The organism is Pseudomonas sp. PS1(2021) (assembly GCF_020405165.1).
GTDB classification, from domain to species: Bacteria; Pseudomonadota; Gammaproteobacteria; order Pseudomonadales; family Pseudomonadaceae; genus Pseudomonas; species Pseudomonas aeruginosa.
This window is the reverse complement of record NZ_CP084484.1, coordinates 1841314-1862277: the sequence shown is the minus strand read 5'-3', so window position 1 is coordinate 1862277 and position 20964 is coordinate 1841314. Positions and strand designations below refer to the sequence as shown.

The 20964-nt window shown below is 69.9% G+C and carries 18 protein-coding genes; 12 read left to right on the top strand and 6 right to left on the bottom strand.

The features are described from left to right. Genes LE197_RS08690 through LE197_RS08670 form a run of 5 tightly spaced genes read left to right on the top strand, consistent with a single transcriptional unit; the run spans position 1 to position 5963 of the window. Positions 1–834 (top strand): carbohydrate ABC transporter permease, encoded by an 834-nt coding sequence (locus tag LE197_RS08690; RefSeq protein ID WP_003105365.1) that lies wholly within the window; start codon positions 1–3, stop codon positions 832–834. Between the two features lie 39 nt (positions 835–873). Beyond that, positions 874–1986: an ABC transporter ATP-binding protein gene (locus LE197_RS08685; protein WP_023097596.1), complete on the top strand. Its 1113-nt coding sequence runs from the start codon at positions 874–876 to the stop codon at positions 1984–1986. A gap of 22 nt (positions 1987–2008) precedes the next feature. Further along, positions 2009–3484 carry a mannitol dehydrogenase family protein gene (locus tag LE197_RS08680; RefSeq protein WP_031692944.1) on the top strand — a complete coding sequence of 492 codons (1476 nt, stop codon included), beginning with the start codon at positions 2009–2011 and terminating at the stop codon, positions 3482–3484. After that, positions 3481–4989, top strand: coding sequence for a xylulokinase (gene xylB, locus LE197_RS08675; RefSeq protein ID WP_078451569.1), 1509 nt, complete (start codon positions 3481–3483; stop codon positions 4987–4989). The genes LE197_RS08680 and xylB overlap by 4 nt, the downstream gene beginning before the upstream one ends. Positions 4990–5030: 41 nt before the next feature. Further along, on the top strand, positions 5031–5963 hold the full coding sequence (locus LE197_RS08670) for a carbohydrate kinase family protein (protein WP_031692942.1): 933 nt from the start codon (positions 5031–5033) through the stop codon (positions 5961–5963). Positions 5964–6005: 42 nt separating this feature from the next. Here LE197_RS08670 and LE197_RS08665 read toward each other — a convergent pair whose 3' ends face one another. After that, entirely contained in the window at positions 6006–7241 is a 1236-nt protein-coding gene (locus tag LE197_RS08665; protein ID WP_023434705.1) for an FAD/NAD(P)-binding oxidoreductase, read from the bottom strand. 418 nt (positions 7242–7659) lie between these two features. On the opposite strand from LE197_RS08665, the gene LE197_RS08660 reads away from it, so the two are divergent. From LE197_RS08660 to LE197_RS08630, 7 genes are all read left to right on the top strand, one after another. Then, complete coding sequence (locus tag LE197_RS08660; protein ID WP_031692941.1) at positions 7660–8895, top strand: SfnB family sulfur acquisition oxidoreductase; 1236 nt, start codon at positions 7660–7662, stop codon at positions 8893–8895. Between the two features lie 10 nt (positions 8896–8905). Next, positions 8906–10123 carry an SfnB family sulfur acquisition oxidoreductase gene (locus LE197_RS08655; RefSeq protein WP_003089457.1) on the top strand — a complete coding sequence of 406 codons (1218 nt, stop codon included), beginning with the start codon at positions 8906–8908 and terminating at the stop codon, positions 10121–10123. A gap of 17 nt (positions 10124–10140) precedes the next feature. Beyond that, on the top strand, positions 10141–11529 hold the full coding sequence (locus LE197_RS08650; protein WP_031692940.1) for an LLM class flavin-dependent oxidoreductase: 1389 nt from the start codon (positions 10141–10143) through the stop codon (positions 11527–11529). A gap of 31 nt (positions 11530–11560) precedes the next feature. Then, positions 11561–12355: a MetQ/NlpA family ABC transporter substrate-binding protein gene (locus LE197_RS08645; protein ID WP_003115004.1), complete on the top strand. Its 795-nt coding sequence runs from the start codon at positions 11561–11563 to the stop codon at positions 12353–12355. Next, a complete protein-coding gene (locus LE197_RS08640) occupies positions 12352–13461 on the top strand; it encodes a methionine ABC transporter ATP-binding protein (protein WP_073646974.1) in 1110 nt (369 codons plus the stop codon). Before LE197_RS08645 ends, LE197_RS08640 begins: the two co-directional genes overlap by 4 nt. Further along, on the top strand, positions 13445–14098 hold the full coding sequence (locus tag LE197_RS08635) for a methionine ABC transporter permease (RefSeq protein ID WP_003111646.1): 654 nt from the start codon (positions 13445–13447) through the stop codon (positions 14096–14098). Before LE197_RS08640 ends, LE197_RS08635 begins: the two co-directional genes overlap by 17 nt. A gap of 177 nt (positions 14099–14275) precedes the next feature. After that, positions 14276–15403 (top strand): glycerophosphodiester phosphodiesterase, encoded by a 1128-nt coding sequence (locus LE197_RS08630; RefSeq protein WP_003124592.1) that lies wholly within the window; start codon positions 14276–14278, stop codon positions 15401–15403. A 65-nt stretch (positions 15404–15468) separates the two neighbouring features. Here the strand turns inward: LE197_RS08630 and zapE are convergent, their stop codons facing one another. From zapE to msuE, 5 genes are all read right to left on the bottom strand, one after another. After that, positions 15469–16623, bottom strand: coding sequence for a cell division protein ZapE (zapE, locus tag LE197_RS08625; RefSeq protein WP_023101249.1), 1155 nt, complete (start codon positions 16621–16623; stop codon positions 15469–15471). Positions 16624–16794: 171 nt separating this feature from the next. After that, positions 16795–17925 carry a sigma-54 interaction domain-containing protein gene (locus LE197_RS08620; protein ID WP_031692938.1) on the bottom strand — a complete coding sequence of 377 codons (1131 nt, stop codon included), beginning with the start codon at positions 17923–17925 and terminating at the stop codon, positions 16795–16797. Beyond that, complete coding sequence (locus tag LE197_RS08615; protein WP_031692937.1) at positions 17922–19106, bottom strand: acyl-CoA dehydrogenase family protein; 1185 nt, start codon at positions 19104–19106, stop codon at positions 17922–17924. Before LE197_RS08615 ends, LE197_RS08620 begins: the two co-directional genes overlap by 4 nt. A gap of 29 nt (positions 19107–19135) precedes the next feature. Beyond that, positions 19136–20281, bottom strand: a complete 1146-nt coding sequence (gene ssuD, locus LE197_RS08610; RefSeq protein WP_031692936.1) for an FMNH2-dependent alkanesulfonate monooxygenase — start codon at positions 20279–20281, stop codon at positions 19136–19138. Positions 20282–20290: 9 nt separating this feature from the next. Further along, on the bottom strand, positions 20291–20851 hold the full coding sequence (gene msuE / locus LE197_RS08605; protein ID WP_003089470.1) for an FMN reductase: 561 nt from the start codon (positions 20849–20851) through the stop codon (positions 20291–20293). Positions 20852–20964: the final 113 nt, after the last annotated feature.

Sequence of the window (20964 nt, the reverse complement as noted above, 5' to 3'; positions counted from 1 at the left end):
ATGCTGACACTCAAGCAATCCCGCCGCCTGCGCAACGCCCTGCTCGGCCTGCTCTGCTGGGGCATCGCCCTGCTGCTGTTCTTCCCGATCTTCTGGATGCTGCTGACCAGCTTCAAGAGCGAGATCGACGCCTTCGCCACGCCGCCGCAGTTCATCTTCCAGCCGACCCTGGAGAACTACCTGCACATCAACGAGCGCAGCGACTACTTCGCCTATGCCTGGAACTCGCTGCTGATCTCCTCCTCGGCGACCCTCCTGTGCATGCTCGTCGCGGTGCCGGCGGCCTACTCCATGGCCTTCTTCGAGACCCGCCACACCAAGCGCACGCTGCTCTGGATGCTGTCGACCAAGATGCTTCCGCCGGTCGGCGTACTGATGCCGATCTACCTGCTGGCCAAGCAGTTCGGCCTGCTCGATTCGCGGCTGGCGCTGATCATCGTCTACACCCTGATCAACCTGCCGATCGTGGTCTGGATGGTGTACACCTACTTCAAGGACATCCCCGTGGACATCCTCGAAGCGGCGCGCCTGGACGGCGCCGGCACCTGGCAGGAGATCGTCCGCGTGCTGCTGCCGATCGCCCGCGGCGGGCTCGCCTCGACCCTGCTGCTGTCGCTGATCCTGTGCTGGAACGAGGCCTTCTGGTCGCTCAACCTGACCTCCTCGGCCGCCGCCCCGCTGACCGCCCTGGTCGCCTCCTATTCCAGCCCCGAAGGACTGTTCTGGGCCAAGCTCTCGGCCGTCTCCACCCTCGCCTGCGCGCCGATCCTGGTCTTCGGCTGGATCAGCCAGAAGCAGCTGGTACGCGGCCTTTCCTTCGGCGCCGTGAAATGAAGCGCATCCCCATCCTTTCGTCCACGGAGGTATTCCGCCATGGCTGATCTCAAGATCCGCAACCTGCAGAAAGGCTTCGACGGCCAGGCCATCATCAAGGGCATCGACCTCGACGTCCGCGACCGCGAGTTCGTAGTCTTCGTCGGCCCCTCCGGCTGCGGCAAGTCGACCCTGCTGCGCCTGATCGCCGGCCTCGAAGAGGCCAGCGGCGGCAGCATCGCCCTCGACGGCACGGACATCACCGACACCCCGCCGGCGAAGCGCGACCTGGCGATGGTCTTCCAGACCTACGCGCTGTACCCGCACATGACGGTGCGCAGGAACCTCTCCTTCGCCCTCGACCTGGCCGGCGTCGACAAGCGCGAGGTCGCCGCCAAGGTCGACGCCGCCGCACGCATCCTCGAACTGCAAGCGCTGCTGGAGCGCAAGCCACGCCAGCTTTCCGGCGGCCAGCGGCAGCGAGTGGCGATCGGCCGGGCGATCGTGCGCAACCCGAAGATATTCCTCTTCGACGAACCGCTGTCCAACCTCGACGCCGCCCTGCGCGTGCAGATGCGCCTGGAACTGGCGCGGCTGCACCAGGAACTGGCGGCGACCATGATCTACGTGACCCACGACCAGGTCGAGGCGATGACCCTGGCGGACAAGGTCGTGGTGCTCAACGGCGGGCGCGTCGAGCAGGTCGGCTCGCCGCTGGAGCTTTACCACCATCCGGCCAACCTGTTCGTCGCCGGCTTCCTCGGCACGCCGAAGATGGGCTTCCTGCGCGGCCATCTCAGCCGCAACCAGGGCGAGCGCTGCGAGGTCGCCCTCGAATGCGGCGCGCGCGTCGGCCTGCCGCTATGCGCCGGCGAGCTGGCCACCGGCAGCCCGGTGACCCTCGGCATCCGCCCGGAACACCTGAACATCGCCCGCCCGGGCCATGCCTTCCAGGGCCTGCTGCGGGTCGCCGCCGACGTCAGCGAGCGCCTGGGCAGCGACAGCTTCTGCCATGTCCGCGCCGACTCGGGAGAAATGCTCACCCTGCGCGTGCGCGGCGATTTCGCACCGGACTACGGCGCAACCCTGGAGCTAGGCTTCGATCCGGCGCACTGCCATCTGTTCGACAGCAACGGCCAGGCCCTCGACAAACGACTGCAACAGGCGGCCTGAAGCCGCCAGCGGGAACCCACCGATGAAACTCAACCGGCAGCACCTCCCCCTGCTGGCGACCGCTGTCGCCCGCCCGTCCTACGACCCCGCGCAACTGCGCCAGGGCATCGTCCACATCGGTGTCGGCGGCTTCCACCGCGCGCACCAGGCGGCCTACACCGACGCCCTGATGAACCGCGGCGAAGCCCTCGACTGGGCGATCTGCGGCGCCGGCCTGCGCAGCGACGACCGCGCCATGCGCGACGCCCTGGCCGCCCAGGACTACCTCTACACCCTCTACGAGCTGGGCGACCAGCCGGACACCGAGGTCCGCGTGATCGGCGCCATCAGCGGCATGCTGCTCGCCGAGGACGGCGCCGAGGCGCTGCTGGAAAAGCTTGCCGAGCCGGCCATCCGCATCGTCTCGCTGACCATCACCGAAGGCGGCTACTGCATCGACGACGGCAGCGGCGAGTTCCTCGCCGAGTTGCCGCTGGTGCGCCACGACCTGGCCAACCCGCGGACCCCGCGCGGGGTCTTCGGCTTTCTCTGCGAGGCTCTGCGGCGGCGCCGCGACACAGGCGTGCCGGCGTTCACCGTGATGTCCTGCGACAACCTCCCGCACAACGGCGAGGTGGCGCGCAAGGCGCTGCTGGCCTTCGCCGAACGGCTCGACCCGGGGCTGGCGCGCTGGATCGCGGCGCACGTCAGCTTTCCCAACGCCATGGTCGACCGCATCACCCCGATGACCAGCCCCGCCCACCGCCGCCAACTGGCCCAACGGCACGGCGTGGAAGACGCCTGGCCGGTGGTCTGCGAACCCTTCGTGCAATGGGTGCTGGAAGATCGTTTCAGCGCCGGGCGTCCGGCCTGGGAAAAGGTCGGCGTGCAGTTCACCGACGACGTCACGCCCTACGAGGAGATGAAGATCGGCCTGCTCAACGGCAGCCACCTGGCGCTCACCTACCTGGGCTTCCTGCGCGGCTACCGCTTCGTCCACGAGACCCTCGGCGACCCGCTGCTGCGCCGCTACGTGCGGGCCTTCATGGACCGCGACGTGGCCCCGCTGCTGGCGCCGGTACCGGGGATCGACCTGGAACGCTACAAGGACAGCCTGGTCGAGCGCTTCGCCAACCGCGCCATCGCCGACCAACTGGAACGGGTCTGCTCGGACGGCTCGTCGAAGTTTCCCAAGTTCATCGTCCCCACCGCCAATCGGCTGATCGCCGCCGGCCGGCCGCTGGAACGGGTGGCCCTGGTGGTGGCGGCCTGGGCGCTGTACCTGGGCGGGGTCGACGAGCATGGCGAGCACTACCCGATTCCCGATCCGCGCGCCGCCGAATGCCAGGCGCTGGTTGCCGAACGCCACGGCCTGGGCCGGCGCCTGCTCGGCGTGGAGACCGTGTTCGGCCCGGCGATCCCGGCCTCGGCGGCCTTCGTCGAGGCCTTCGAGCGGCTCTACGACAGCCTGCGCCGGCACGGCGTCAGCGAAACCCTGCGCCAGGTACTCGGCGAATGACTCCGGAGGGCCGCATGCACGGATTGTTCCTCGGCATCGATTGCGGCACCCAAGGCAGCAAGGCGCTGCTGCTCGACGCCGGCAGCGGCCGCACGCTGGGCCTGGGCAGCGCCGCGCAGCGCCCGCCGGAAGGCCGCGACGGACGCCGCGAGCAGGACCCGGCGGACTGGCTGGAAGCCATGGCCAGCGCGGTACGCATGGCCCTGGAAGAAGCCGCGGTGGACGGCCGCGAGGTCCGCGCCCTGGCGGTTTCCGCCCAGCAGCATGGGCTGCTCCTGCTCGACGCCGAGGGCCGGGCGCTGCGTCCGGCCAAGCTCTGGTGCGACACCGAGAGCGCGGCGGAGAACCGCGAGCTGCTGGAAGCCCTCGGCGGCCCGGCCGGCTCGCTGGAACGCCTGGGGCTGGTGCTCGCGCCGGGCTACACGCTGTCCAAGCTGCTCTGGAGCAAGCGCCGCTTTCCCGAGCTGTTCGCCCGCGTCGCGCATATCCTCCTGCCCCACGACTACCTCAACCACTGGCTCACCGGCCGCGTCTGCAGCGAAGCGGGCGACGCCTCCGGTAGCGGCTACTTCGACGTGCGCCGGCGCACCTGGGCCAGCGACGTGCTGGAGCTGGTCGAGCCGGGCGGACGCCTGGCGGCGGCGCTGCCGGAGCTGATCGAGCCCGGCGCCTGCATCGGCAACCTGCGCCCCGAAGCGGCCGCCGCCCTTAGCCTGGCTCCCCACACGCGGGTGGCCGGCGGCGGCGGCGACAACATGCTCGCCGCCATCGGCACCGGCAACATCCGCCCCGGCCTGCTCACCGCCAGCCTGGGCACCTCCGGCACCCTGGCCGCCTATGCCGAGCGGCCGCTGGTCAGTCCGCACGGCGAGCTGGCGACCTTCTGCGCCTCGTCCGGCGGCTGGCTGCCGCTGGCCTGCACGATGAACCTCACCGGCGCCTGCGGCCTGGTACAGGACCTGCTGCACCTCGATCTCGACGAATTCTCCCGGCTGGCCGCCCAGGCGCCGGTCGGCGCCGAAGGTCTGCTGATGCTGCCGTTCTTCGACGGCGAGCGGGTTCCGGCGCTACCGCACGCCAGCGCCAGCCTGCATGGCATGACCGCGGCCAACCTGAGCCGTGCCAATCTTTGCCGGGCGGTGCTCGAAGGCACCGCCTTCGGCCTGCGCTACGGCCTCGACCTGCTGCGCGCCAGCGGCCTGCCGGGCGAGGAAATCCGCCTGGTCGGCGGCGCGGCGAAGAGCCCGCTGTGGCGGCGGACGCTCGCCGACCTGCTCGGCCTGCCGCTGGTCTGTCCACGGCAGACCGAGGCCGCCGCCCTTGGCGCGGCGCTCCAGGCGGCCTGGAGCCTGGGCCGCGAAAGCGGCGCCGGTGAAAGCCTGGAAGCCCTGTGCCGGCGCTGCGTGGCGCTCGACGAGGCGACCCGCACCCAGCCCCAGGCGCGACAACAGGCTGCCTACGAACAGGCCTACCGGCGTTACCTGGAGCACCTGCCTCCGCGATAATGGCCGGCTTTCCTTCCTCTTCTGGCGTTTTGGAGATCTGCATGTACCTGGTGTGTGGCGAGGCCCTTTTCGATGTCTTCAGCCTGGAAAGCGCTGCGCGCAGCAACGAGCTGGGCTTCACCGCGATCGCCGGCGGCTCGCCGTTCAACGTCGCCGTCGGCCTGCGCCGGCTGGGCGTGGAGGCGGCGCTGTTCGGCGGGCTGTCCAGCGACTACCTGGGCGCGCGGCTGCGCCGGGTGCTCGAAGAAGAAGGCGTGGACTGCGGCTTCCTGGTGCCCAGCGACGCCCCGACCACCCTGGCGATGGTCGGCCTCGACGCCAGCGGCTCGGCGCAATACCAGTTCCGCGGCGAGGGCTGCGCCGACCGCCAGGTGCGCCTGGAACACCTGCCGACGCTGGATGGGCGGATACGCGGGCTGCACGTCGGCTCCTACACCCTGGTGGTGACGCCGGTGGCCGACACCCTGCTGGCGCTGGTCCGGCGCGAGAGCGGCCGTCGCCTGGTCAGCCTGGACCCCAACGTGCGCCTCGACCCGCAGCCGGACATCGACCTCTGGCGGCGCCGGGTCGAGGCCTTCGCCAGTCATGCGCACCTGATCAAGGCCAGCGAGGAAGACCTGGCCCTGCTCTACCCCGGCCGCGATCCCGGCGAGGTGGCCCGCGGCTGGCTGAACCCGCGCTGCCGGCTGGTCTTCGTCACCCACGGCGGCGTCGGCGCCAGCGTGCACTGCACCCACGGCAGCTGGAGTCGCCCGGCGGATACCGCCCTGGCGCTGCGCGATACGGTCGGCGCCGGCGATACCTTCCAGGCGGCGACCCTCGCCTACCTCCGCCGCCTCGACGCCGACAGCCCGGCCGGGCTAGTCGCGCTGTCGCGGGAAGCGATCGACGCGATGCTCGCCTTCGCCATCCGCGCGGCGGCGGTCACTTGCTCGCGGGTGGGGCCGGACCTGCCGTTCGCCCACGAGCTTTGAGGGCGGCCGTGCGGAGAGTCAGGCCGAGGGCTGCCGCCCGGTCTAGCGCCCCGGCCGCGCCAGCCACTCCCGGCCCTTGAGCATGGCGTTCCAGTACACCCAGGGCAGTACGTGGCGCTTGAGCAGCCAGGCGAAGCGGCTGGCCGCGGTGGGCTCCAGCGGGAAGGTCGGCAGCAGCTTGCCGGCATAGCCGAACTCCGCCAGCACCACCCGGCCGCGCTCGACGGTCAGCGGGCAACCGCCGTAGCCGTCGTAGCGCAGCGGCAGGCCACGGCCGCTGCGCAGGCCGAGAAGGTTTTCGGCCACCACCACGATCTGCTTGCGCGCCGCCGCCGCGGTCTTCGCGTTGGCGGTGCCGCAGACATCGCCGAGGGCGAAGATCTCGCCATGGCGGACATGTTGCAGGGTCGCCGGGTCGACTTCGCACCAGCCGGCCGCGTCGCCCAGGCCGCTGGCGGCGACGAAGGTCGGCGGCAGTTGCGGCGGCACCACGTGCAGCAGGTCGAAGTCCTTTTCCGCCAGATTGGTGTTGCCGTCGGCGTCCTTCACCTCGAACCAGGCCTTGCGCGCCGCGCCGTCGACCTTCACCAGGTTGGAATTGAACGCCAGCTCGGCCGAATACTTGCGCACGTACTCCATCAGCGGCGGAACGAAATCGGCGACACCGAACAACGCCGCGCCGGCCAGGTCGAACTCGACCTCGATGTCTTGCAGCACGCCCTCCCGCAGCCAGTGGTCGCAGGACAGGTACATGGCCTTCTGCGGCGCCCCGGCGCACTTGATCGGCATCGCCGGCTGGGTGAACAGCGCCTTGCCGCCGCGCAGGCTGCGCACCAGCTCCCAGGTGTAGGGCGCCAGGTCGTAGCGGTAGTTGGAGGTGACACCGTTGCGCCCGAGGGTCTCCTCCAGGCCCTCGATGCGCTCCCAGGCCAGGCGCAGGCCGGGGCAGACGATCAGGTTGCGGTATTCCAGGCTGCCGCCGCTCTCCAGCAGTAGCCGGCGCGCCTCGGGGTCGACCCGCTCGACACGGGTGCGCAGCCACTCCACGCCGGCCGGGACCAGCCCGGCCATCGGCCGCGCGGTGTCGCCCTGGGCGTAGGCGCCGCCACCGACCAGGGTCCAGCCCGGTTGGTAGTAGTGGGTGTCCGCCGGCTCGATCAGGCTGATACGCAACCCCGGCGAACGTTTCAGCAGGCTGGCGATCACGCCGATGCCGGCCGCGCCGCCGCCGATCACGGCGATGTCGGTGGTGAGTTCTGAAGCGTTAGCGCTCTGCATGGGAGTTCCTTCGACGATCCGAGTGGGTGGGCGCGCGCCAGGCCGCCGCGCGCGAAACCCTATCACCCTAGCAGCACGGCGCCGGCGCGCGGCATCCGGCTGTAATCCGCCGGTAACTGTTGCCCTGGCAACAGTGGAGCAACAGGCAGCGCCCGCGGACCAGCAGAAACTGTTGGAGCAAACCGCCAACTCTTTGATTTTTCTATTGATTAGCAAACGGCACGGCTTGTGCAAACAGACCTGGCAGAGGCTTGGCGATCGCGCCAGCCACCTATCCGAACTGCCAGAGGTGCCCAGCGAGCATGTCGTTACCGCCTGTTTCCCCTCCCTCCTCCAGGCGTTCCACCCGCACCACCGAACCCGCGAGCCGCGCCACACCGATGCCGCTGGCGGAACCACCACGCTGCAAGGCTGAACCATGACCGACGAAACCGCACCCAAGGATCTTCGTGACCAGGCGCCCCGGCTACTCCCGGCACGCCTCATCGAGAACGACGCCCAGGCGCTGCAGGCCACCCACGAGGTAGCCGGACTGGCCCGTCGCGAAGCGGCGCTACGCGACCGCGAACGACGCCTGCCCTGGCAGGAACTGGAACTCTTCACCCGCCTCGGCCTGGGCGGCATCGGCATTCCCCGCGCCTATGGCGGCGCGCAGGTTTCCCACGTGACCCTGGCCGAGGTGTTCCGCGTCATCTGTGCCGCCGACCCGGCCCTCGGACAGATTCCGCAGAACCAGTTCGGCCTGCTCAGCGTGATCGACAACGTCGCCAGCCCGGCGCAGAAACGCAAGCTGTTCCGTGGCATCCTCGACGGCCGCCGGCTGGCCAACGCCGGCCCGGAGCGCAATACCCGCCACACCCTGGAGCTGAAGGCGCGGGTCCGTCGCGACGGCGACGGCTACCGGGTCAGCGGCGAGAAGTTCTACTCCACCGGCGCCTTGTTCGCCCACTGGGTGGCGGTCAAGGCCATCGACGAGGAAGAGCGCGCGGTGATGCTCTTCGTCGAGCGCGGCGCTCCCGGCCTGCGCATCGTCGACGACTGGTCCGGCTTCGGCCAGCGCACCACCGCCAGCGGCACGGTACTGCTGGACGAGGTTCCGGTAGCCGGCGACATGCTGATCCACAACGGCCTGCTGGCCGAGATCCCGAGCCTCCAGGGCGCCGTCTCGCAACTGATCCAGGCCGCCATCGACGCCGGCATCGCCCAGGCGGCGCTGGACGACGCCCAGGCGTTCGTCCGCGAACGCAGCCGGCCCTGGATCGACGCCCAGGTCGAACGCGCCAGCGACGAGCTTTACAGCATCGCCGAGGTCGGCCGCCTGCAAATCGAGCTGCACGCCGCCAACGCCCTGCTGGAGAAGGCCGGGCAGGTCCTCGACGAGGTGGCCGCACGGCCGGTGGACGCCGAGTCGGCGGCACGCGCCTCGATCGCCGTGGCCGAGGCCAAGGTGCTGAGCACCGAGATCAGCCTGGCCGCCAGCGAGAAGCTCTTCGAGCTGGCCGGCAGCCGTGCCACGCTCGCCGAGTTCAACCTCGACCGGCACTGGCGCAACGCCCGCACCCACACCCTGCACGACCCGGTGCGCTGGAAGGTCCACGCGGTCGGCGACTACTACCTGAACGGCGCCCGTCCGGCGCGTCACTCATGGATCTGAGGAGCGCCCGATGAGCCTCGCACACGCTACGCGCGACAATCCCACGGCCGCTGCCCATCGCATCGGCAGCGACGACGAAGCCCTGGAAACGGCCCGCGAGCTGGCCGCCCTGTTCGCCCGCGAAAGCATCCAGCGCGACCGCGAGCGGCGCCTGCCGCTGGAAGAACTGGAACTGTTCTCCCGCTCCGGCCTGTGGGGCATCGCGGTGCCCCGCGAATACGGCGGGGCCGGCGTCTCGCGGGTGACCCTGGCGAAGGTGGTGGCGATCGTCAGCGCCGCCGACAGTTCCCTGGGGCAGATTCCGCAGAACCATTTCTACGCCCTCGAAGTGCTGCGGGTGAACGGCTCGCCGGCGCAGAAAGGTCGCCTGTTCGGCGCCGCCCTGGCCGGCGAGCGTTTCGGCAACGCCCTGGCCGAGATCGGCACGCGTACCGCCAGCGAGCGCCGTACCCGCCTACGCGCCGACGGCGACGGCTACCGCCTGGACGGGCGCAAGTTCTACTGCACCGGCGCACTCTACGCGCAGCGGGTGCCGACCCTGGCGGTGGACGACGAGGGCCGCCAGCAACTGGCCTTCGTCCCGCGCGACAGCGCCGGGCTGGAAATCGTCGACGACTGGTCCGGCTTCGGTCAACGCACCACCGGCAGCGGTTCGGCGCTGTTCGACCGGGTAGCGGTGGCCGCCGAGGACGTGGTCTCGTTCCAGGACGCCTTCGAGCGCCCGACCACCGTCGGCCCGCTGGCGCAGATCCTCCACGCGGCGATCGACGCCGGGATCGCCCGCGGCGCCTTCGAGGACACCCTGCGTTTCGTCCGCGAGCGCGCTCGGCCCTGGGTCGACTCCGGCGTCGACAAGGCCAGCGACGACCCACTGACCATCCATGAGATCGGCCGCCTGGCGATCCGCCTGCACGCCGCCGAAGCGCTGCTGGAGCGTGCCGGGCGGGTGCTCGACCGGGCCACCGCCGAGCCGGACGCGGAAAGCGTGGCGGCCGCCTCGATCGCCGTCGCCGAAGCCCGCGCGCTGACCACCGAGGTCGCCCTGCTGGCCGGCAGCAAGCTGATCGAGCTTGGCGGCAGCCGCGCCTGTCTCGCCGAACTCGGTCTCGACCGTCACTGGCGCAACGCCCGCGTACACACCCTGCATGACCCGGTGCGCTGGAAGTACCACGCGGTCGGCGACTACTACCTCAACGGCCGCCTGCCGCCACGCCGCGGCACGCTCTGAACGCCGAAGGAACCGCCATGAGCAAGAAGCAGATTCTCCTAAACGCCTTCAGCATGAATTGCGTCGGCCATATCAACCACGGCCTCTGGACCCACCCGCGCGACCGCTCCAGCGACTACCGCAAACTGCGCCACTGGACCGAGCTGGCCCGGCTGCTGGAGCGCGGCCTGTTCGACGGCCTGTTCATCGCCGATATCCTCGGCGTCTACGACGTCTACCAGGGCGGCATCGAGGTGACCGCCCGCGAAGCCGTCCAGTTGCCGGTGAACGACCCGCTGATGCTGGTCTCGGCCATGGCCGGGGTCACCGAGCACCTGGGTTTCGGCGTCACCGCCAACCTCACCTACGAGGCGCCCTACCCGTTCGCCCGGCGGCTCTCGACCCTCGACCACCTGAGCGACGGGCGGATCGGCTGGAACATCGTCACCGGCTACCTGGAAAGCGCGGCCAAGGCCATGGGCCAGTCCGCGCAGATCGAGCACGACCGCCGCTACGACCGCGCCGACGAGTACCTGGAGGTCCTCTACAAGCTCTGGGAAGGCAGCTGGGAAGACGACGCGGTGCTCGCCGACCGCCAGCGACGGGTCTACGCGCAGCCGGAGAAGATCCACAAGGTCCGCCACCATGGCGAGTTCTACCAGGTCGAGGGCTACCACCTCGCCGAGCCCTCTCCACAGCGCACCCCGGTGCTGTTCCAGGCCGGCTCCTCGGAGCGTGGCCTGGCCTTCGCCGCGCGCCACGCCGAATGCGTGTTCGTCTCCGGACAGACCCGCGAGGCCACCCGCCAACTGGTGCAGCGCATCCGCGCGGCGGTGGTCGGCGCCGGCCGTCGCGCCGAGGACATCAGGATCTTCATGGGCATCAACGTGATCGTCGCCGCCACCGCGGCCGAGGCCCGCGACAAGCATGCCGAGTACCGCCGCTACGCCAGCCCCGAGGCCGGCCTGGCGCACTTCGCCAGCTCCAGCGGCATCGACCTGTCGCGCTACGGGCTCGACGAACCGATCCGCTACGAGAAGAACAACGCCATCGAGTCGGTGGTGAAGAACCTCACCGTGGCGCGCACCGACTCCACCGTGCGCAAGCTCCTCGACCAGTTGGCCCTGGGCGGCCGCTACGTGCCCCTGGTAGGCGACCCGCGCCAGGTCGCCGACGATCTCGAAGGCTGGATCGCCGATACCGGCCTGGACGGCTTCAACCTGACCCGCACCGTGGAGCCGGAGAGCTACGCCGACTTCATCGACCTGGTGGTGCCCGAGTTGCAGGCACGCGGCAGCTACAAGACCGCCTACGCCCCCGGCACCCTGCGGGAGAAGCTCTTCGGCGGCGGCCGCGCGCGCCTGCAGGCGGAACACGCCGGCGCCGCCTTCCGCCAGCACCCGGCCGCGCGCCAGCGCCAGGCCTGACCCCAGTTTCCCTTTCGTTCAGGAGCCCACCATGCTGAACACCCTGAAAACCCTGAGCCTGGCCGTCCTCCTCGGCAGCGGCCCGGCCCAGGCCGCCGACGCCCCGCTGAAGATCGGCACCACCGCCGCCTTCGCCCCGCCGCTGGAAGTCGCCGTGAGCGAAGCCGGCAAGCAGGGACTGAAGGTCGAACTGGTCGAGTTCAGCGACTGGAACGCCCCCAACATCACCCTCGCCCAGGGCGACATCGACGCCAACTACTTCCAGCACGTGCCCTTCCTGGAAAACGCCAACCGCGAAGGCGGCTTCCAGTTGAAGCCGTTCGCGCCGGGGATCATCAACAACGTCGGGCTCTATTCGAAGCGCTACGCCAGCCTCGCAGAGTTGCCGGAAGGCGCCAGCGTGGCCATCGCCAACGACCCGATCAATGGCGGCCGCGGCCTGCAACTGCTACAGAAGGCCGGCCTGCTGAAGCTCAGGGACGGCGTCGGCTACAAGGCGACCCTCGACGATATCGTCGACAACCCGAAGGACATCCGCATCACCGAGCTGGAGGCGGTGCAACTGGCGCGCGCCCTCGACGATTTCGACCTGGCCCAGGGTTACCCGCACTACCTGCGCCTGGCCGGGACCATCGACCCGACCCGGGCGCTGCTGTTCGACGGGATCGACAACCGGGAATACGTGATCCAGTTCGTCACCCGCGGCGACTACCAGGACCGCGACGGCCGCCTGGCGCGCTTCGTTGACATCTACCAGCATTCGCCGGTGGTCCGCGCCGCACTGGACAAGGCCCATGGCACGCTGTACCAGCCGGGCTGGGAGTGACGACCATGACCGTTCCCCCGAGCCTGCTGCCCCTCGAACCGTTCCCGACGGCGCCCGACACGCGCGCCTCCACGCCGCACATCCGCCTCCACGGCCTGGGCAAGCGCTACCCCGGCGGGGTCCAGGCCCTGCGGGAGATCGACCTGGAAATCCGCCGCGGCGAAGTGTTCGGCATCATCGGCCGCAGCGGCGCCGGCAAGTCCTCGCTGATCCGCACCCTCAATCGCCTGGAGCGTCCCAGCGAGGGGCAGGTGCTGATCGACGGCGAGGACATCGGCGGCTACGACGGCCAGCGTCTGGTCGCCCTGCGCCGACGCATCGGCATGATCTTCCAGCACTTCAACCTGATGTCGGCCAAGACCGTGTGGCAGAACATCGCCCTGCCGCTGCGGGTGGCCGGGGTGCCCCGGGCACGGATCGAGGAGCGGGTCGCCGGGCTGCTGCAACTGGTCGGCCTGGAGGAAAAACGCGACGCCTACCCGGCGCAGCTCTCCGGCGGGCAGAAACAGCGCGTCGGCATCGCCCGCGCGCTGGTGCACCAGCCGCAGATCCTGCTCTGCGACGAAGCCACCTCGGCGCTGGACCCGGAGAGCACCCAGGCGATCCTCGCGCTGCTGCGCGACATCAACCGCCGGCTGGGCCTGACCATCGTCCTGATCACCCACGAGATGGCGGTCATCCGCGAGATCTGCGACCGCGTGGTGGTCCTCGAATGCGGCCGCATCGTCGAACAGGGCGAAGTCTGGGAAGTCTTCGGCGATCCGCGCCATGCCGTCACCCGAAGCCTGCTCGGCAGCCTGCGCGCCGCCCTCCCGGCCGACCTCCAGGCGCGCCTGCGCCAGGCTCCCGGCGCCGGCGACCCGGTGCTGCTCGATCTCCAGTACACCGGCGCCAGCCGACGGGTGCCGGACCTGCTGGCCATCGCCAGGGCCATCGGCCAGCGCGTCGACCTGCTCCACGGCGGCATAGAGCGGATCCAGGGCCGCGCCCTGGGGCGCCTGCTGCTACAGGTCGGCGCGCCGCCCGGCGAACTGCCCGGCGTGCTGGCGAAGGCCGCGCTGGTGGCGGACAAGGTGGAGGTGCTCGGCCATGTCGCCCATGCTTGAACGGCTCTGGCAAGGTTTCCTCGATACGCTGCTGATGATCGGCGCGTCCTCCGCCATCGTCCTGCTGGTGGGTATCCCGCTGGCCCTGGTACTGGTCACCACCGGGCCGGGCGGGATCTTCGAGGCGCGCCTGCTCAATCGCATCCTGGGTGGTCTGGTCAACGTGCTGCGTTCGGTGCCGTTCCTGATCCTGATGGTGGCGCTGATTCCCTTTACCCGGATGATCGTCGGCACCAGCTATGGGGTCTGGGCCGCGGTGGTGCCGCTGACCATCGCCGCCACGCCGTTCTTCGCGCGGATCGCCGAGGTCAGCCTGCGCGAAGTCGACCACGGCCTGGTGGAGGCGGCCCAGGCGATGGGCTGCGAACGCCGCCACATCATCTGCAACGTACTGTTGCCGGAGGCGCGACCGGGCATCGTCGGCGGCTTCACCATCACCCTGGTGACCATGATCAACTCCTCGGCCATGGCCGGCGCGATCGGTGCCGGCGGCCTGGGGGACCTGGCCTACCGCTACGGCTACCAGCGCTTCGACACCCAGGTGATGCTCACCGTGATCATCGTCCTTGTGCTGCTGGTCACGTTGATCCAGTTCGGCGGCGACCGCCTGGCCCGCCTGCTGAACAAACGCCTGTAGAATCCGCCCTCCCGGCCTGGGAGGGCTGGCGCTTTGCCGAGGGCGACAGGAACCAGCGTCGCCGCGACAGCGCATCTTTCCCCGCACCGGACAGACCTGTATCTGTCGTCCTGCGGTCATCCGGCGACGCCAGACTGGTCGGCAATCCCGTGAAAAAGAAAGAAGGAAAGGCGCCTCATGCGGCAAAGATTCTGGCAAGGAACATTCAAGACCCTGGGCCTCCTCGGCCTGACGGCGGGGCTCGCCGCCCAGGCCGCGGAGCCGTCCGGCAAGGCCCTCAGCGCCGCCGCCGGCGTGCCCTGGCCGGCGGTCATCGCCCACCGCGGCGCCTCGTACGACGCCCCCGAGGAAACCGCCGCGGCCTACCTGCTGGCCCGCGACCTCGGCGCCGACTACCTGGAAGCCGACGTGCAGCGCAGCCGCGACGGCGTGCTGGTCGCCCTCCACGACGACACCCTGGAGCGCACCACCGACGTCGCCGAGGTCTTTCCGGGGCGCGCCAAGGACCCGGTGAGCAGCTTCACTCTCGCCGAACTCAAGCGCCTGGACGCCGGCTCCTGGTTCAATCGCGCCTTCCCCGAGCGCGCCCGGCCCGGCTTCGTCGGCCTGCGCATCCTCACCCTCGACGAGATGCTCGACATCGCCGAGGGCGGCGCCAACAAGCCGGGCCTGTACCTGGAAACCAAGGTACCGGCGCAATTCCCCGGCATCGAAGACGACCTGCGCAAGCTGCTGGAACGCCGCGGCTGGCTGCAACCCCGCGAGCGTGCCGCCGCCGGGCATGTCGACGTGGCCCACGGCAATGGCCGGGTGATCCTGCAGACCTTCGAGAAGAGCAGCCTGGAACTGCTGCAAGAAAGCATGCCGCAAGTGCCGAAGATTCTCCTGCTGTGGCTCGGCGACGGCTACCTGGAAGCCCGCTCGCCAGTGACTTTCAAGGAATCCGGGGAAACCGACAAGGCAGCCTTCTACGCCAGGCAGGAAGTGAAGTCCGAAGCCGAGTTCGGCGCCTGGCTGGACTGGGCCAAGGCCCACGGTGCGCTGGGCACCGGGCCCTCGGCGACCCTCAGCGAACGCGGCGAACAGAGCTACGCCGACCTGGTGAAACCCTGGATGAACCGCATGACCCACGCGCGCGGGCTGTTCATCCATGCCTACTCGGTGGACTCGGCGGAAGACTTCAAGGCCCTAGGCGCGGCCGGCGTCGACGGTTTCTTCACCAACCGCACCTCGGAACTGCTGAAGTTCCAGGGCCGCCCGGCGGCGCAAGACATGGACGCGCTGCTGCGCCGGCACGGCTATTGAGCCTCGGCCTGGCCGGCGGATGAGCGCGGGCGGCCATCCGTAGTTCCCGCTTCGGCGGCGCGGCGCTAGCCGGCGCTGTCGCTGCCGAAGCGTGCCAGCTGCATCTCGCGCAGCCGGCTGAGGGTGCGACGGAAGGCGAAGGCCAGGTAGCCCTCGGTATAAAGTGCCTCCAACGGCACCCTGGCCTCCAGGTAGAGCGGCACCTTGCGGTCGTAGCATTCGTCCACCAGGGCGATGAAGCGCCGCACGCCGTCGTCGTGCACCGACAGCTGCGGCAATTCGCGATCCCCCGCCTCCACCAGTTGCGCGCCGTCCTCGGTGCCACGGGCTATGCGGCCTTCGCGCTGGCTGGCGCTCAGGCACGGCAGGTCGTCCATCAGGATCGCCCGGTAGCGGTCGCAAAGGCCGATGAAATCCAGCGCCGACAGCGGTACCTCGCAGAGCTGCGCATAGCTGCACCAGAGCACCGACTCGCTGTGCCGGCGCACCGCCAGCGGGCGGTGCCCCAGCTCGATGGGCTGCGCGGACACCACTTCGCCGGCGCTCAGGCGCGCGAAGAGTTCGGCGAAACCGCCCGCCTGCCCCGCCTCCACCACCCAGTAGCGTTGCTCGGCCCGGCCGGGATGCAGGCGGTGGTCCTGGCCGCCATCCACCGCGACCACCGCCATGTGCCGCTGGATCGCCTCGATCGCCGGGAGGAAGCGTTCGCGGTTGAAGCCGTCGGCGTACAACTGCTCCGGCGGCTGGTTGGAAGTGGCGACCAGCACCACGCCCTCCTCGAACATGATGCGCAGCAGGCTGCCGAGCAGGATGGCGTCGCCGATGTCGCTGACGAACAGCTCGTCGAAGCACAGCACCCGCACGTCCCGCGCCAACTCGCGGGCCAGGGCGCGCAGCGGGTCGGCGGTGCCGGTCAGTTCGAACTGGCGCTGGTGCACCCACTGCATGAAGTGGTGGAAGTGCTGGCGCCGCGCGGGCACGCGCAGGCACTGGTAGAAGTGGTCCATCAGCCAGGTCTTGCCGCGCCCCACCGGCCCCCACAGGTAGACGCCCTGGATCGCGCCGTGGCGGTGCGGCTCGTGCAGGGCCTGGAAACAACGCTCCAGCGCCTCGGCGGCGCGCCGCTGCGCCTCGTCGGGAGCGAAACCGCGCTGTTCCACGGCCTGACGATAGGCGGCGAGCGGCGACATGGCCGGCAGATCGGGAGAGGTATCGGGCATCGGGCGGTTCCACCTGGCGCAGAGCGCGGAGCCAGACGCTCCGCAAAGCGCCGAGTCTACTGCGCCCGGCTGGGTTTGGGCGAATGCCGCAGCGCCGGCACGGCGGATAGTCGCGGGAGGTTGGGCGAATAACCGCTTGCGCTTATCCGCCGCGATCCCGAGCGCCTGAACTCAGATCGACAACCGCACCGCCCGCTCGCCATCGATCCGCTGGCCACCGCGCTTGTTCACCACCAGCTCGCCGATGGCGATCAGCCGCGTGCGCGTGACGTTGCGGCTGAGTCCCAGCAGGTTGGCGGTATGCACCTGGTTGCCGTGGCAGAAACGGTACGCCGCGCGCAGCAGGGCATCCTCGACCCGCCCATGGAGGTTCTCGCCCTGCTCTTCGAACAGACGCTGGAAAGCCTGCTGCAACAGGTGCTCGACGGCGCCGCTCGCCGGGCCCCCGCGCGCCAGCTCATCGCCACGCTCCAGGCGCAGGTTGGACAGGTGCAGGTCATCGGTGCGGATCAGCCCGTCGCGGCAGATCAGCAAGGTATGGTGGATGACGTTCTCCAGCTCGCGGATGTTCCCCGGCCAGGAATAGGCGCGCAACTTCTGCGCCGCCTCCGGGCTCAACTGGCTCTGGCCGTAGCCCAGGCGACGGCTGTACTCGGCGATGAAGTGGCGGGTCAGCGGCAGGATGTCGCCGGGTCGCTCGCGCAACGGCGACAGCTCCAGGCTGACGACATTGAGCCGGTAGTACAGGTCCTCGCGGAAGTGCCCGGCGTTGATCGCCCGCTCCAGTTGCACGTTGGTCGCCGCCAGCACGCGCACGTCGATGGGGATGCTCTTGCGCGAACCCAGGCGCACCACCTCGCGCTCCTGCAACACACGCAGCAGCTTGACCTGGATCGGCATCGGCAGGTCGCCGATCTCGTCGAGGAACAGGGTGCCGCCGTTGGCTTCCTCGAACCAGCCGGCCTTGGCCGCCAGGGCGCCGGTGAAGGCGCCCTTCTCGTGGCCGAACAGCTCGGCTTCCACCAGCGACTCGGAGAAAGCCCCGCAGTTGACCGCCACGAACGGGCCGTTGCGCCGCGCGCTGAGGTTGTGGATATGCCGCGCCACCAGTTCCTTGCCGGTGCCGGTCTCGCCGATCACCAGCACGCTGGCCTCGCTCGGCGCCACCTGGCGCAGGTGTTCGAGCAGGGCCTGGGACTTCGGGTCCTCGAAGACCTGGGCGGTGGCGCGGATCGAGGTCGCCAGGTTCGGCGAACGTGGCAGCGTCAGCAGCCGGTCGGGAGTATGGGTAGAAGCGTTCATGAGTAGAAGGTCGGTTGCGGCGGTGACTGGTTCAGCGCCCAGTCGCCCAGCTCGCGGATCTTGTAGTCCAGCGGGTCGTGCAGGGTCTGGGTGCGCAGGTTGCGCCAGTAGCGGTCCAGGCGCAGGGCGGCGTGAGTGGAGCGGGCGCCGGTGACTTCGAACATGCGGTTGCACAGGTCGAGGCCGTTGCGCGTCGCGGCGACCTTGGCGGCGGCGATGGCCAGGGCCAACTGGCCGCGCTCGCTGGCGTCCAGCGCCGGGCCCTTGGACCAGGCGGCGTCGAGGCGCTGCGCGGCGCGCTCGACCAGCGCCCGGGTGCTTTCCAGGCCGACCCAGAATTCGCCGTAGCGCGCCAGCACATAGGGGTCGGCATTGGCCTCGGCGACCTCGGAGCGGAACCACGGTCGCGCTTCGCGCAGGGTGTACTGGCGAGCCTCCTCGAAGGCGCCTTCGGCGATGCCGAGGAACACCTCGGTGAAGATCAACTGGGCGATCAGCGGCCGCAGGCAGGCGAACGGCGTGCTCAGCGGCCCGGGATCGAGCAGCAACTCGCTCTCCTCCACCCGCACCCGCTCGAAGATCGCGCTGCCGCTGTCGGTCTGCCGCTGGCCCATGTTGTCCCAATCCTGGCCCAGGCTGATACCGCTGCGCGCGGTGGGGATGGCGGCGATCAGCAGCGGCCCGCCCTCGCCGTCCAGCGCCGAGGCGATGAGCATCTCCGAATCGCGGGCGCCGGAGCAGAAGCTCTTCTTCCCGGAGAACTCGCGCCAGCCGTCGAAGCGCCGGGCCGCGGTACGGTTGTCCAGCGGGTTCAGCGCGTTGCCCCAGAACCAGCGGTTGCGCGCGGTCAGCTCGAACCACGGCTGCCATTGCTCGGGCCGCGAGAACAGGCGCACGGTGGCCAGCATCAGGTGCTGGAAGCCGTAGACGTGGGCGATCGAGCTGTCGACCCGGGCCAGTTCGCGCACGGTTTGCAGGGTTTCGCTCCAGCTCGCCCCCAGGCCGCCGTATTCGCGCGGGATGATCAGCGACAACAGGCCGCTGCGGCGCAACGCGTCGCGCTCGGCCTTCGGGGTGCCGCCGGCGACGTCGCGCTCGGCGGCGTTCTCGGCGAAATCGGCGGCCAGGCGCCGGGCGATCTGCAACGGCGTTTGCGCCTCGGGGCGGGTCTTCGCATTCACAGGGCGTTTCTCCTCGGGGGCCCGGCTGCTCAAGCGCCGGCGCTAACCGGCAGCACGTCGTTGGCGATCATTTCGCCGAACGGCCCGGTCAGGTTGGTCAGCCCACGGCCGGCCAGGCTGGCGTAGGGTTCGGGCAGCAGCGGGAAGACCAGTTCGGCGAAGCGGTAGGCCTCTTCCAGGTGCGGATAGCCGGAGAAGATGAAGCTGTCGATGCCAAGCTCGGCGTACTCCCCGATGCGCTCCGCCACCTGCCGCGGATCGCCGACCAGCGCGGTGCCGGCGCCGCCGCGCACCAGGCCGACCCCGGCCCAGAGGTTCGGCTGGATCTCCAGGCGATCGCGGCGGCCGCCGTGCAGCGCGGCCATGCGCCGCTGGCCTTCGGAGTCGAAACGGGCGAAGGACTGCTGCGCGGCGGCGATGGTCTCGTCGGAGATGTGCTCGATCAGCCTGTCCGCGGCGTGCCAGGCCTCTTCGGCGGTTTCGCGGACGATCACATGCAGGCGGATGCCGAACTTCACCGTACGCCCATGGCGAGCCGCCCGCTGGCGCACGTCGGCGATCTTCGCCGCCACCGCCGGCAACGGCTCGCCCCAGGTCAGGTAGACGTCCACCTGTTCGCCGGCCAGTTCGTGGGCGGCCTCCGAGGAGCCGCCGAAGTACAGTGGCGGATACGGCCGTTGCAGCGGCGGATAGAGCGCCTTGGCGTTCTCCACGTGGATGTGTTTGCCGTGGAAGTCCACCGCCTCGCCCTGCAGGACGCGCCGCCAGACCCGAAGGAACTCGTCGGTGACCTCGTAGCGCTCGGCGTGGCCAAGATGGATGCCGTCACCGCGGTTCTCGTCGGGATCGCCGCCGGTGACCACGTTGATCAGCAGGCGCCCGCCGGACAGGCGGTCGAGGGTCGCCGCCATCCGCGCCGAGACGGTCGGCGAAACGATTCCCGGACGGATCGCCACCAGGTAGCGCAGGCGCTCGGTCAGCGGCGCCAGCGCCGAGGCCACCACCCAGGAGTCCTCGCAGGAGCGTCCGGTGGGGATCAGCACGCCGTGGTAGCCGAGGCTGTCGGCCGCCTGAGCCACCTGCTTCAGGTAAGGCAGCGAGACCGGCCGCGCGCCCTGGCTGGTGCCGAGGAAGTGGCCATCGCCGTGGGTCGGGAGGAACCAGAACACGTTCATCGGCGCACCTCAGGCGATCTTCAACAGTTCGGAGCGTCCGCCGAACAGCGGCGCGGCGCGCTCGGCGGCGAGGCGGATGCGCGCCTTCAGCGGCTCGCTGACGATCCGGTAGTTGTCGAAGTCGGCCTCGCTGGCGTAGACCCCGATGGGCAGGGTGATCGCCTGGAAGAAGCTGAACAGCGGGCGCAACTGGTGGTCGAGGACCAGCGCGTGGCGCTCGGTGCCGCCAGTGGCGGCGAGCAGCACCGGGGTGTCGATCAAGGCGTTGAGGTCGATCAGGTCGAACAGGTGCTTGAGCAGGCCCGGATAGGAGCCACGGTAGACCGGCGAGGCGACCAGCAGCAGGTCGGCGCTTTCGATCTCGTCGAGCACCGCCTGCAGTTCCGCCGGCGCCTGGTTGCGCGCCAGGGTAGCGCCCAGCGGCGCGGCGATGTCGGTCAGCTCGATGACCCGGCTGTCGATCGGCAGCGACTGGCCAAGCTCGGCGATCAGGGCCTGGGTGAGTACCAGGGTGCGGGACGGGCGATAGGTGCCGCCGGAGACGGCGACGACTTTGAAGGGGCTGGTCATGGGATTTCCCTGTGGACTGTTGCGCTAGGTGCAGTGCCCTGGAGCAAGGGCCGTACCAACGGGGAAATGTGCGTTTTCCGGGCAGTTGCGGCGGGTTTCCGGCCTCGACCTGT